Raw genomic sequence first — 13,084 nt, forward strand, 5'->3', positions numbered from 1 at the left:
TGCCCGGTATGCTGTACCCGGCAGTGGTCATGGATCAAGTCTGCGGCGTTGTCACCTGCAAAATATCCTTCAAGGCAGCCACAGTCTCTATGGCAGACACGACGGGCAGGACATGGGTTCCACCATCGATGGTGATCAGCGGTGCATCCAACTGCAAGGCCAAGCGCTGACCGATGTGCAAGGGAAAAATTTCATCCTGCGTCCCCCACACCACCGCAGCCGGCATGGTCAGCGGCTGCTTGAGGCGCTCGACATGCGCCTGCTGGCCGGTGGCCAGTTCCTGCATCAACGCACGCAGCTGCGGTGCACGGTCACGGTAATAGAATTGCCAGACATCCCTGAGCAAGTACTGCGGTGCGCGCGCCAGCGGACTGCCCACCAGCGCCATCATGCGGGCAAGGGCTTGGGCATCGCTTGGTACAAACAGCTGTTCGGCAGTCTGCACCTGCGCCCGTGCCAGCAGATCTTGCTGGTCATCCGGCGTGTAGGCCATGCCCGGCGAAGCCATGATGACCAGCCGCCCTATCTTTTCCGGCATCCGCCGTGCCAGCTCCAGCGCCACAAAGCCACCATAGGACAAACCCACCAGTTGTACCGTACCCGGTACGCAGGAGCGGATCAGCACTTCCAGTGCATCTGCCTGCGCCAGTAGCGCCGGCTCACCCGTTGCATGGCTGCGACCAAACCAGAGCAAATCCGGAACCAGTACGTGGTGGCGCTTGACCAGCGCAGCCATCACCCGGCCCCAACTGGTGGGGCCGTCACCGCCAAAGCCGTGAATCAGCAATACGCTGTGGCCACTACCACCTTCCAGATAAGCCAGCTCGCCATCCGGGAGAGACAGCCGGCGGCTGCGAAACCCCGCCAGCCACAGACTGCAACGTAACAGCCACTGGCCGGCAGCAGAGGGAAAACAACACAGGAGCAGCAGACTGGAAAATACCAGCAGCACTATCGTCAGCATCAGGTTCATGCCCTTGATGATGTCATGCCCGCCCGACAAATCCAAGCCGGATATTGCAATGCAAAACGGCGACCTCCGGTCGCCGTTGCACTGCGTCGGTCAAACCCGGCCTGACAGGGTCAGAACATCTCGTCATCACGCAGATAACGCCACTGCCCGGTGGGCAGATTACCCAGCTTGATGTTGCCAATGCGAATGCGCTTGAGCCCCACCACGCGCAGGCCCACCAGCTCGCACATACGGCGGATCTGGCGCTTCTTGCCTTCACGCAAGACAAAACGCAGCTGGTCTTCATTCTGCCAGGCAACTTCTGCCGGTTTGAGCGCTTCGCCATCCAGCGACAGGCCATGGTTGAGCAAGGCCAGTCCACGGTCACTCAATTCACCAGTCACCCGAACCAGGTATTCTTTCTCGACTGTAGAATTTTCTCCAATGACATGCTTGGCCACCCGACCATCCTGAGTCAGTATCAGCAAGCCCACCGAATCGATGTCCAAACGCCCGGCCGGTGCGAGGCCACGCAGATGCGCCGGAATGAAGCGCTTCTTGCTGGGGTCTTCCGACCAGTGATTTTCAGGCTTGACCAGCGTGACAGCAGGCAGATAGCCCTTCTCAGCCTGACCGGACACATAACCCACCGGTTTGTTGAGCAAAATGGTCACACGTGACGATTGGGCATCCTGTGCCTTCTTCAGCACTTCAATGGTGTTGTGCGGCAGCACCTTCTGGCCAAGCACGGCCACTTCGCCGTCTACCTTGACCCAGCCTTGTTCGATATAGCTGTCCGCCTCGCGACGGGAGCAAATACCCAGTTCGGCCATCCGCTTGGAAAGGCGTACGGGTTCCATGTAAAGCATCCTGTAATAAAAAAAGCGGGTAGCACCGGTTGCGCACTGCCAGTGCAAAATTATCCCGGGCAGCACGTCACCACCGGCACAGCCGCTGTTGATCTGGCGCTATTGTAGGGGATAGACCGCAGACTGACCATGATTACCACCATGCGCCAGGTCCTGACACGAGGTCACCGCAGGGGAAAACACAGCAGGGAGCAAAAGACGGGCAAGAAAATGCCCGGTGAAACGGGGAGGAATCACCGGGCCGAGCTAAAGCCAATACTGAAGAGGAACAAAAGCCAGAAGTACTTCAACTACAAAGCAAAATTGAGGTTGGCAGGTACTGCAGGAGATCCAATAAGTACGGGCACTGCCAACAGACGTAACTTTAGTAGGAAGCTGTCTTTTTAACCATCCGTAGAAATCCGTAGTCAACACCGCATCAGTCGGCGGCGGATAGCTCCACAGCCACCTGCTGGCGGCTGACAGAGCGACGGCTGAGCGAACCCAGCACAATGCCGGTAAAAATGGCCGCCAGACCGGCTACATGGTACCAGTGCAACTCCTCCCCCAGCAGCAGGATGGACTGCACCGCACCAAAAGCCGGCATCAGATAGAGAAAACCCGCCGCCTTGGCCGCCCCCACCTGGGCAATGGCGCGGTTATACATCAGAAAAGCCAGCACCGAAGGGAATATCCCCAGATACAGCAAGGCCGCCCCGGCAGACAGGGACAGCAAGTGAAAACCGCCAGCCTGCCAGGTTTCCTGCACGAATGCAGGCAACAGCATGCACTCCCCCACCAGCAACAACACCATCATCATCACCAATGCATCCAGCCCTGGCAGCAAGGTACGCAGCCCCAGGGTATACACGGCCCAGCACAAACCCGCCGCCAGCACCAGCAAATCGCCCCGGCTGAACTGCATCGTGCTCATGCCCATCACATTGCCCTTCAGCACAATCAACAGGGCCCCGGCCATGGCCACCAGCATGCCGGCCCACTGCCGACGCGCCAGCTTTTGCCGGAAATACAGCGAGCCCAGCACCAGCACCATCATCGGGGTGGCGCTATTGAGGATGACAGCATTGGTGGCCGTGGTGGTGCGCACTGCCACATACACCAGCGTATTGGTCAGCCCGATGCCAAACACCCCCAGCAGCAGCAATTTCTGCCATTGCTGGCGCAGCAGCGGCCAGGCGCGGCCAAGCCGTGGCAGACCGAAGGGCAGCAGGCAGAGCAAGGCAATGGCCCAGCGCCCGAAAGCCAGACCAAAAGGCCCGATCTGGCCATGAATGGCACGGGCGATGACAAAGTTGGTAGACCACAGCAGCATGGTCAGCACCAGCAGGATATAGGCAGAGCGAGGGGATGAAGCGATACGCGTCATGATGATGAGCACAATTTGAAATTGCTGTAGATTCTACCCAAGCCACACACCACATAAGTTCAAATTTAAACAAAAAATAATTGTTTAAATTTTTTATTTTCAAATTAATTGAAATTAAAAACCAATAATACAAAAAATAAAGCAACACTATAAAATTGCAATATCAACATTGCCAACCAAAACCGATTATGCTGAACGGATTTTGTCAGCACCAGGAAGAAACCATGACATTTTTCCCGGAATACGAAGAACACGACGGCCTGTCCCTGGCCAGCCTGCTGGCAAGCGGCCAGATCAGCCAGGCGGAGCTGCTGCGCGCGGCGCGGGAAAGAATGGATGCCCGCAATCCACCATTGAATGCGGTGATCCAGCGCCTGGACCACATGGCAGACCGGCAACGGGTGCAAGCCGGCAGCAGCCCGCTGGCCGGCCTGCCCATCCTGCTCAAAGACCTGCTGGCCGACGTGGCCGGCACTCCCACCAGCAACGGCAGCCGCCTGTTTGCCGAGCACGTTCCGCAGCAGGATGCCGAGCTAGTACGCCGCTACCGGGCAGCCGGACTGGTGTTTGCCGGCAAGACGGCCACACCGGAATTCGGCCTCTACCCCTATACCGAATCCGCCCTGACCGGAGCGACACGCAACCCCTGGAACCTCGCCCTCAGTTGCGGTGGCTCCAGTGGCGGTTCGGCGGCTGCCGTCGCCGCGGGGATGGTCCCGATTGCACATGGTGGCGATGGCGGCGGCTCCATCCGCATACCGGCATCCAATTGTGGGCTGTTCGGCCTCAAGCCCAGCCGCGGGCGCTCGCCATGCGGCCCGAGCCGCTCGGAAAGCTGGCAGGGCTTTACCAGCGAACACGTGCTGACCCGCAGCGTACGTGACAGCGCAGCCATGCTGGATATCCTGTGCCAGGGCCATGACAGCGGCGATGCCTACCATTGCCCGCCACCGCCACAGCCGTTTCTGGCCGGCCTGGCACAGCCTCCCGGCAAGCTGCGCATTGCCTACACGCGCCGCCCCTTCATGGGCGGGCAGTTGCATCCCGAGTGCGATGCCGCCCTCAGTCACAGCCTGCGCCTGCTGGAAAACCTGGGACACAGCGTAGAAGAAGCCCACCCACCACTGGACGGTGCCGAAGAAATGTGTCGTGCCATGCTGGTGATGGTGTGCGGTGAAATGGCCAGCCTGATGCGCAACAGCATGCGCCTGTGCGGACGTCAGGCCAGCTTCAGGCTGGTGGAACCGTCCAGCTGGACGCTGGCGCGCTATGGAGAGCTGCTGTCTGCTGGCGAGTTTGCCTGGATGCGCGACTTTGCCCTGCGCCAAGGGCGCAGCATGCAAGCCTTTCATCAACGCTACGATGTGCTGGTGACGCCGGTACTGAACCAGCTGCCGGCAGCCATTGGCAGCCTGGGAACCTCCCGCCTTGAGGACGCGCTGTCCACTCTGTTGCTAGGCCATCTAGGCTGGGACTGGACACTGAAACTGAGCCAACTGGTGCCGGAGCACTCACGCAAGCTGATGGAATACATCGGCTGGACCATTCCCTTCAACATGAGCGGCCAGCCTGCCATGAGCGTGCCGCTGTACTGGACTGCCAGCAATATCCCGGTGGGTACCCAGTTTGTCGCGGCCAAAGAGCAAGACAGCTTGCTGCTGCAGCTGGCGGCGCAACTGGAAAATGCCCAGCCCTGGTTCCAGCGCCGCCCGTCTTCTGTTACGCGTTAGCGTACCGGATGCAGCCAGTCGGCGTGCGCAGCCAACGCCGTGGCAATCTGCCGGCTCAAGTCATCCAGCAGCACCTGCTGTGCAGCTACCAGGCCAGCGCTGTCCATGGCGCTGGCTTGGTGTTGCTGACTGAAATAACCCTGCAGCAATACGCCCCCCGGCCCCGGTCGCAGTACGCGCCATGCGGCGCTCAATGTCGCACCCTGCCCTTGCTGCAGGCGGAAGTCACGCACATCCAGCTGCAGGACCAGATCTGCACGCGCCAGGCCCAGTTGCGGCGCGGCATACACGCTGGACAGGCCCAGTTGCGCAGCCAGATTGCCGGCGAGCGCCTGTGTCAGCAGACGGGACAAGCTGGCTGTCCAATAATGCTGTTCCAGCAACTGCGGGCGGCCCTGAGCATCGAGCAACAGCAACTGAGGCCGATCGCTGCCAGCAGGCAGGCTGGCCTGCTCCACCAGCAATACCGCACCGGGCTGCAAGGCTTGCGCACTGGCCAGGCCTGCTTGCAGCTGATGGTAATGCACCGGTACCGAACTGCAGGCCGTCAATCCCGTAATCAATAGCATCGCAGCCAGGCGGCGGATCAGGGCGAATTGCTTGCTCATGGTTTGCTTTCCTGTTTACCGCGGATCAGCGCTTCCGGGTGGCGATCCAGATAATCACTCAGGGCGCGGAAGCTGCGCGCGGTTTCTGATACTTCCTGTGCTGCCTTGCGCACATCCTGCTGCAGCGGCGAATTGCTCTGCAATGCCTGATTGGCGTTATCCAGCGTCTGCTGCAGCTGCTGCAGGGTTTGCAGCGTCTGCGGCACCACCTTGCCATCCAGGCTATTACCCAGCTGCTGCACCGTGCCAAGCGTGGCGTGCAGCTCCTTGATGGTGGCATCCAGCTCCTGGCCTATGCTGTCGAACGGCACCTTGTCCAGCTTGCGCGCAATGCGTTGCAGCACGCCTTGCAGCTCCTCCAGATCGCCCGGAATGGTGGGCAGCACGTCCATGCCCTGACTGCGGCCAAGACGTGCCGGCTTGGCATCGCGGAAGAAATCCAGCGCCACGAACAACTGGCCGGTCAGCAGGCTGCCCGAACGCAGCTGCGCCCGCATGCCGTGCTCCACCATCTTGTCCAGTTTCAGCTGATGCAGCCGGGTTTCGTCCAGATTGCTGGACATGCTGATCAGCCGGCTGGGGAAGATGCGAATGGTAACCAGCATGTTGAAATCCTTGCGCGGCGCATCGTATTCCATGCCGATGGCGGTGACTTCACCAATGACGATGCCACGGAAATCCACCGGAGCCCCCACGGTAAGACCGCGCACTGACTGCTGGAACTTGAGCTGCAGCGGTACTACTTCATGGTCTGGCGACTGCATGGCCTGCTCGCGGGTATTGGACAAGGTAAAAGTGGCCCCTGCCCCGGCCTGCTTGCCTTCATCGGGGGCAACCGGGGTTTCGAACGCCACGCCGCCCAGCATGATGGCGCTGAGCGACTGGGTATTCACCTTCAGGCCATTGGCCGATACCGACAGGTCGATACCACTGGCATGCCAGAAGCGGCTGTCAGCGGTGACAAAGCGGTCGTATGGCGCATTGACGAACACGGTGATGTCGACATTGCGACCGTTACGATCCAGCTGGTAGGCCACTACCTGCCCCACCGGCACACGGCGGAAATACACCGGTGCGCCGATGTCCAGCGATCCCAGCTCCGATGCTTTCAGCACAAACTGGCGGCCCGGCAGGTCACCGGTAATGATGGGCGGCACATCCAGCCCGGTAAAGTGCTGGCTCATCTCGCTGCTCTTGCCGGCATCCATGCCGACATAGGCACCGGACAGCAGCGTGCCAAGGCCGGATACGCTGCCGCCGGCAATGCGCGGCCGCACGATCCAGAAGCGACTGTCGCGCGCCAGAAAGCGCTCGGCCTCCTTGCTCAGTTGGGCAGTGGCCTCGATATTCTTGCTGTCCGGGCTGATGCGTACCGCCGTCACTTCGCCAATATCCACATCCTTGTACTTGATGCGGGTCTTGCCGGCTTCCAGCCCTTCACCACTGCGGAAGGTAATAGTGATGGTGGGGCCGCGCGCCAGAATGGCCTGCACCGCCAGATAGCCGCCAATCAGCGCCGCCACCAGCGGAATCAGCCACACCAGCGAAGGCGACCAGCGGCCGGGCCGGGCGGGCCGGGCCACTGCCAGCGGCACGCCATCAGGGCTACGGGGATCATCAGCGCCGGTCGCGCTGTCATGCTCGTCAGTCGTTTGCGGCAGAGGCTTGTCGCTCATCATCATCCTCGAAAACATCCCAGATCAGCCTGGGATCAAAATGCATGGCGGAAAGCATGGTCAGCACCACCACGGCACCAAAGGCAACAGCCCCCGGACCGGCCTTGATGGTGGCCAGCGATTGCAGCTGCACCAGCGCCACCAGCAAACCGACCACATAAATATCCAGCATGGACCACGGCCCCACCACTTCCAGCAGGCGGTACAGCCGGGTGCGCTGCCGGGGTGCCCAGCGCGAACGCCAGTGCACGGTCAGCAGCAATAGCAGCATGGACAGTATTTTCAGCAAGGGCACCAGCACACTGGCGATGAACACCACCAGCGCCAGCGGCCAGGAGCCATTGCGCCACAGATAGGCCACCCCGCTCATGATGGTATCGCGCTGGGTGCCGGACAGCATTTCCGTCAGCATGATGGGCATCAGGTTGGCCGGGATGTAGCACACGATGGCGGCCAGCAAAAAGGCCCAGGCATATTGCAGGCTGTGCGGCTTGCGCCGGTGCAGCCCGGCCCCGCAGCGCGGGCAGCAGGATGCGCGGTCAGCCTGGGTCTTGCCGACGCGGCACAGCAGCCCGCAGCCGTGGCAAGTCCACAGCCCTTGGCTGGCCGCACTGTTTACCTGGTAGCGCGGCATGCCAGATAGCGCTCCCACAGCAAGCCCGGATCAAAACGGCTGGCATTACCTGCCAGCAAGATGATCAGGGCAAAAAACGACCACAGGCCGATGCCCGGATGCACTTCGGCCATATGGGCAAGTTTTACCAGCGACACCAGCACGCCCAACAGAAATACCTCCACCATGCCCCACGGGTGCAACACGCGCACCAGGCGCATCACCCGGGCAAAGCCAGGCGGCGCATGCCCCAGTGCCAAGGGAAGCAGCAGGTAGAGCAGGCAGAGCAGCTCCAGCCCCGGCGTCAGCACGCCGGTCAGCAATACCAGCAAGGCTACCGGCTCCATTTGCTGCTGCGATAGCTGCCAGGCCGTCCCCAGCAGGGTGGTGGCCGTCTTGACCCCGTTGGCCTCCAGACCGACAACCGGAAACACATTGGCCAGCACAAACACCAGCAAACCGGCCAGCACCAGCGCCAGCGAGGTGGTAGGACGATAAGCCGGCCCCGGCAGCAGCTGGCAGCCACAGCGACAACACAATGCGCCCTGCTCCGTTTGCGGCGGGGCAGATTGCAGCAGATCGCATTCGTGACAGGCCAGCAGGCGTGTGCCTGTAGCTGGCTGGCGGATATTTTGACTCATGGCGCGCTATTGTACAGCCGGCGGCAGCAGGCTGACAGCTTGCCCGGCCTGCCACTGCTTGCGCCGGGCCGTAAAGTGCCACCAGGGCAGCGCCTGATCATGCTGCAGGGAATGGCAGACCGAGATGAAGACATCCAGTACACAGGGGTCCTGTCTGGTCCCGCTCAGGCTGCACAGCTGAAGGTAAAGCGCATGGGGATCAGCACCGGCCAGCGACTGCGGCGTCTCGTGTCCGAGCAGGCGCAAGTCTGCTGCCATGGCCGCGCCGACATTGGGAAGCTGCAGCAGGCTGTGCGCCTGCGCGGCAGGGGGACAACGTTGCGGCTTCATCAGGATCTCCGGTTATTTGCTGCGGGCAGGCTACAAGGACTTTACCCGCTGCGCTGTGGGCAAAGCTGAAATTCTTATCCTGACTCAAGGCTAGGTAAGCCTGGCCTGCGACAAAATCCGGGCTTCACCACCCTCAAGCAGGAAGAACACCATGACCACGCTGTCCCCCCAGCTGAATACCAGCTATTTGTTCGATGCTCGCGGTATTGCCAAGCGCTTCCGCCATGCTGCCATTTTCGGCGCACTTGAATCGCTGCACGATGGCGAAGTGATGCGCTTTGTCAATGATCACGACCCGCTGCCCTTGCTGGAACAGGTCCGCCAGCGTTATGGCCATCAAATCACCTTCCGCTATGCCGAGCGCCAGCCGGAAATGATCGTGATCGAATTCCAGATCAGCCTGGGCAAGCCCCAGGAAACCGCCCCGGCCAGCGGTGGTGGTTGCGGTGGCGGCGGCGGTTGCGGCTGCTCCGGTCAGTAAGCCACGCTCCAGGCTACGCAGTATTTCCCCTTGCGGCATGACAATCGTTGTTGCAGGGTCAGGACATTTACCCGACCTGACTCTGTAACAGATTGTTATAAACCCAAGCCGTCAGTGCGGAATAAAAAAACACTTCAAATCAATACCTTGCCATTCCATCAGCGCAAGATCATGCCATGGCCATTTCCTGCCAAACGCTTTTCAATACTTACTAACATTTCACAGCTTGTCCATTTCACCCCACCTTCACTAGACTGCCGCCACTTACACAGTGGATTAGCGAATCATGCAAATGAATAAATGGATTTCGGTAATTGCCCTCAGCCTGGCAGCAACTGCAGCCCAGGCCGGCTCGACAACAGATGCGATTCTTGGTGGTGCAGTAGGTGGTGCAGCAGGTGCAGCAGTCGGTAATGCCGTGGGTGGCCGCAATGGTGCCATCATCGGCAGCGCGGTGGGTGGAGCCACCGGCGTGGCCATTACCACCAAGGATCAGCGCCAGGACGGCCCGGCGCGTGATGAGGGACGCCATCATCATCACCATCGTCATCACGACCATGGCCGTCACCGCGGCTGGGACAAGCACGACTGAGTCTTCAGCGGGCAACAAGACAAAAGACCACGCGATTTAGCGTGGTCTTTTTCATTTCAGCCAGCAAGCCGGATTCAGCCATGCAGCCAGGGCTGCAACATGTCCCAGGCCAGCTTGCCTATCAGCACCGTGGTAAGCAGCAGGAATAGGATACGGACAAAGCCCGCCCCCTTCTTCATCGCCACCCAGGAACCGGTCATGGCACCCAGCACATTGAAACCGGCCATCGGAATGGCGTACTGGAACAGCACATTGCCGGTGGGGATGAAAAACGCCAGCGCTGCCACATTGGTGGTGAGGTTGACCACTTTGGCCGCGGCCGAGGCATGCAGGAAGTCGAAGGCAAAAAAGCGGATGAACAGGAAGATCAGGAAGCTGCCAGTGCCCGGCCCGAACAGACCGTCATAAAAACCGATGGCCCCGCCAATGGCCATGCCCACCACCATTTCGCGCCGGCCTATCGTCACCGGCTTGTGCAGCTTGCCAAAGTCTTTTTTCCACAGCGTGTACATGGCCATCAACACCAGCAGCACCAGCACCAGCGGGCGGATCACCGACTTGGGGATGGCATTTACCGTGGCCGCACCGGCAAAGGACATGATAAAGGCGGTGATGGCTGCCGGTATCACCAGCTTCCACGGCAGACGCACCCGCTGCAGATAAGACCGCGTGGCCGACAGCGTTCCCACTGCCGAAGACATCTTGTTGGTGCCAAACAGCGTGGCTGCCGAATACTGCGGCAGAAAATTGAACAGTGCCGGTGTCTGGATCAGGCCGCCACCGCCGACGGCGGCGTCGATCAGACCGGCCATGAAAGAGAAGAAACACAAGAATCCCAAGGTCAACAACATGACTGCCTCCTGATAATGGAAGCCATTGTAGGGCTTGCACCGACCATGTTGTTGCAATACCGTATTGCAAATTCTGCAATCTGGTAAGTATATGAAGCTGTTATGGGAACTGCAGGTCTTCTGCGCCGTGGTGGAACGCAAAAGCTTTGTCTCGGCTGCGCGTCAGTTGGGGACATCACCCAGCACCGCCACGCGTGCGGTGCAGGCGCTGGAAGAAAGCCTGGGCACCAGTCTGCTGGCCCGCTCGCAAAAGCAGGTCAGCCTGACCATGGCCGGCGAAGCCTATTACGATACCGCGCGGCAGATGCTGCAATTGCAAGAAGAAGTGGAAGACGACCTGGCCGCCCTGGGCAGTGCGCCACGCGGCTGGCTGCGCTTTTCCGCACCCGAGGTGATGGCCAGCCATTTCCTGCCGCCCATCCTGCAGCAACTGGCCAACAGCAACCCGCAACTGCGCTTTGACATCCTGTACAGCGACACCATCCTGGAGCCGATACGCGAAAAGCTGGACTTCAGCATCCGCGGGGCCTACCCCGCTTCCAGCGAGCTGATCGGCTTTCCGCTCTGGCCCTATCAGCGCCGGCTGTACGCCAGCCCGGCCTATGTCGCCAGCCACGGCCTGCCGCAGCAGCCAGAAGAGCTGAGCGAGCACGCCATCCTGATTCATGCCGCACCGCGCATTCTCAAGGCCTGGAATTTTGTCTCGGCTACCCATCAGGTCAGCCTCAACCTAAATGCCAGCCACCGCGTCAGCTCCGGCAATGCAGTGCTGCAGGCCGCACTGGCCGGCTGGGGCGTGGCACGCATGGGCGACTGGCTGGCCGAACCACTGGTGGCAAGCGGCCAGCTGGTGCGGCTGTGCCCGGACTACCGCATCGTGTCCAACCGTGGGGAGGATGCGCAGATGCATGCCGTGTTTGCCAGCCGTCGGATTCCACGCAAGGCCAGGCTGGTGCTGGATGCCATCCGCAGCGCCGCCACGGCGGCAGGTTTTGCCAGCCGCTGAAATGCGCAAGAGCCGGCAAGGCCGGCTCTGTTTGCTACACATCAGGCTACACGGGGTTTACATGGCTGCACGGTAGATGGCGCAGATTTCTTCGTGCGTGGCCTGAACCGGATTGGTAAAGCCGCATGCGTCTTTCAAGGCATTGGTCGCCAGTACCGGGATGTCCTCTACTTTCACCCCCAATTGCGTCAGACCCGCCGGGATACCCACCTTGGCAGCCAACTGACGGATGGCTTCAATCGCATCTTCTGCACCAGCCTTCACGCCCAGCGCCACGCCGACATCAGCCAGACGCGCAGCAGCCACCTTGCTGTTGTACACCTGCACGTGCGGCAGCAATACCGCATTGCACACGCCGTGCGGCAGGTCGTAGAAGCCGCCCAGCTGGTGTGCCATCGCATGCACATAACCCAGCGAGGCATTGTTGAACGCCATTCCAGCCAGGAACTGGGCATAGGCCATCTGTTCGCGCGCTTCCATGTCCTGGCCGTTTTCCACGGCACGCGGCAGAAAAGCCGCGATCAGGCTCATGGCCTTGAGCGCGCAGGCGTCGGTAATCGGGGTGGCAATGGTCGACACATAGGCTTCGATGGCGTGAGTCAGTGCATCCATGCCGGTGGCGGCAGTGAGCGAAGGCGGCATGCCGGCCATGGTTTCCGGGTCGTTTACCGACAGGATGGGCGTGGTGTGCTTGTCCACGATGGCCATCTTGATGTGGCGCGCCTCGTCGGTGATGATGCAAAAACGCGTCATCTCACTGGCCGTGCCCGCCGTGGTATTGATGGCCACCAGCGGCAGCTGCGGCTTGGCCGACTTGTCCACGCCTTCGTAATCCTGGATCTTGCCGCCATTCACCGCGACCAGGGCAATGCCCTTGGCACAGTCATGCGGCGAGCCGCCACCCAGCGAAATCACCACATCACATTGTTTTTCCTGCAACAGTGCCAAGCCAGCATTGACGTTGGCGCAGGTCGGATTGGGGTGTACGCCATCGAATACTGCCGACTGGATATCAGCCGCAGCCAGCAGCGCGGCCACCTTGTCGGCAAGACCGGTCTTGACCAAGCCGGCATCGGTCACGATCAGCGCACGTTTGAAACCCTGGGCCTGCATGCTGTCTACGGCCTGCTGCAAGCAGCCGGCTCCCATCAGGTTGACGGAAGGAATGAAGAAAGCGCTGGTAGCCATGATGATCTCCTTAGGGTGGGGTGGGTGCGGCCGGCTCGCATTGGAAAGCGAACCGGAAACAGGAGAACCATTCGGCCCTTCCTGCCGCGCCAGTAAGGTTTGGCTCCATCTTGGCACTCCAGTGGAATGGCATATTGCGTCAGATCAAACCCGGTCCCTTGTAGCTGCAGCACTACAAAGC

14 protein-coding genes are annotated in these 13,084 nt (G+C 60.6%); 4 read left to right on the forward strand and 10 right to left on the reverse strand.

Translation table 11 applies throughout. The features are described 5' to 3' along the window. Positions 1-34: 34 nt before the first annotated feature. The 3 genes from QVF59_RS01435 to QVF59_RS01445 form a co-directional block, all read right to left on the reverse strand. Positions 35-1,009, reverse strand: coding sequence for an alpha/beta fold hydrolase (locus QVF59_RS01435; protein WP_287876936.1), 975 nt, complete (start codon positions 1,007-1,009; stop codon positions 35-37). 74 nt (positions 1,010-1,083) lie between these two features. Then, the gene (locus tag QVF59_RS01440) at positions 1,084-1,812 is read right to left on the reverse strand and encodes a pseudouridine synthase (protein ID WP_159875617.1); all 729 of its coding nucleotides are present in this window, start codon (positions 1,810-1,812) and stop codon (positions 1,084-1,086) included. 427 nt (positions 1,813-2,239) lie between these two features. Beyond that, on the reverse strand, positions 2,240-3,187 hold the full coding sequence (locus QVF59_RS01445; protein WP_159875616.1) for a DMT family transporter: 948 nt from the start codon (positions 3,185-3,187) through the stop codon (positions 2,240-2,242). Positions 3,188-3,411: 224 nt separating this feature from the next. Here QVF59_RS01445 and QVF59_RS01450 point away from each other — a divergent pair, with 224 nt between their 5' ends. Beyond that, positions 3,412-4,917: an amidase gene (locus QVF59_RS01450; protein ID WP_287876938.1), complete on the forward strand. Its 1,506-nt coding sequence runs from the start codon at positions 3,412-3,414 to the stop codon at positions 4,915-4,917. Here QVF59_RS01450 and QVF59_RS01455 read toward each other — a convergent pair. Genes QVF59_RS01455 through QVF59_RS01475 form a run of 5 tightly spaced genes read right to left on the reverse strand, consistent with a single transcriptional unit; the run spans position 4,914 to position 8,785 of the window. After that, positions 4,914-5,525, reverse strand: a complete 612-nt coding sequence (locus QVF59_RS01455) for a PqiC family protein (RefSeq protein WP_159875614.1) — start codon at positions 5,523-5,525, stop codon at positions 4,914-4,916. The genes QVF59_RS01450 and QVF59_RS01455 overlap by 4 nt on opposite strands. Further along, on the reverse strand, positions 5,522-7,201 hold the full coding sequence (locus QVF59_RS01460; RefSeq protein ID WP_287876939.1) for a PqiB family protein: 1,680 nt from the start codon (positions 7,199-7,201) through the stop codon (positions 5,522-5,524). The genes QVF59_RS01455 and QVF59_RS01460 overlap by 4 nt, the downstream gene beginning before the upstream one ends. Next, positions 7,170-7,835, reverse strand: coding sequence for a paraquat-inducible protein A (locus QVF59_RS01465; RefSeq protein WP_159875612.1), 666 nt, complete (start codon positions 7,833-7,835; stop codon positions 7,170-7,172). Before QVF59_RS01465 ends, QVF59_RS01460 begins: the two co-directional genes overlap by 32 nt. Continuing rightward, on the reverse strand, positions 7,817-8,455 hold the full coding sequence (locus tag QVF59_RS01470; protein WP_287876940.1) for a paraquat-inducible protein A: 639 nt from the start codon (positions 8,453-8,455) through the stop codon (positions 7,817-7,819). The genes QVF59_RS01465 and QVF59_RS01470 overlap by 19 nt, the downstream gene beginning before the upstream one ends. A 6-nt stretch (positions 8,456-8,461) precedes the next feature. Beyond that, positions 8,462-8,785, reverse strand: coding sequence for a helix-hairpin-helix domain-containing protein (locus QVF59_RS01475; RefSeq protein WP_287876941.1), 324 nt, complete (start codon positions 8,783-8,785; stop codon positions 8,462-8,464). Between the two features lie 151 nt (positions 8,786-8,936). Between QVF59_RS01475 and QVF59_RS01480 the strand changes: the two genes are divergently transcribed. Both QVF59_RS01480 and QVF59_RS01485 read left to right on the forward strand, forming a co-directional pair. Next, entirely contained in the window at positions 8,937-9,266 is a 330-nt protein-coding gene (locus QVF59_RS01480) for a DUF2249 domain-containing protein (RefSeq protein WP_287876942.1), read from the forward strand. A gap of 286 nt (positions 9,267-9,552) precedes the next feature. Then, on the forward strand, positions 9,553-9,858 hold the full coding sequence (locus tag QVF59_RS01485; protein WP_287876943.1) for a YMGG-like glycine zipper-containing protein: 306 nt from the start codon (positions 9,553-9,555) through the stop codon (positions 9,856-9,858). A 74-nt stretch (positions 9,859-9,932) separates the two neighbouring features. Here the strand turns inward: QVF59_RS01485 and QVF59_RS01490 are convergent, their stop codons facing one another. Continuing rightward, positions 9,933-10,709: a sulfite exporter TauE/SafE family protein gene (locus QVF59_RS01490; RefSeq protein ID WP_287876944.1), complete on the reverse strand. Its 777-nt coding sequence runs from the start codon at positions 10,707-10,709 to the stop codon at positions 9,933-9,935. Between the two features lie 91 nt (positions 10,710-10,800). Between QVF59_RS01490 and QVF59_RS01495 the strand changes: the two genes are divergently transcribed. Continuing rightward, positions 10,801-11,715 carry a LysR family transcriptional regulator gene (locus tag QVF59_RS01495; protein WP_287876946.1) on the forward strand — a complete coding sequence of 305 codons (915 nt, stop codon included), beginning with the start codon at positions 10,801-10,803 and terminating at the stop codon, positions 11,713-11,715. A gap of 57 nt (positions 11,716-11,772) precedes the next feature. On the opposite strand, the gene yiaY is transcribed toward QVF59_RS01495, so the two are convergent. Beyond that, entirely contained in the window at positions 11,773-12,903 is a 1,131-nt protein-coding gene (gene yiaY / locus QVF59_RS01500; RefSeq protein WP_159875607.1) for an L-threonine dehydrogenase, read from the reverse strand. Between the last annotated feature and the right edge of the window lie 181 nt (positions 12,904-13,084).

Origin of the sequence: Aquitalea sp. (genome assembly GCF_030150775.1) — a bacterium.
Classification (GTDB): domain Bacteria; phylum Pseudomonadota; class Gammaproteobacteria; order Burkholderiales; family Chromobacteriaceae; genus Aquitalea; species Aquitalea denitrificans.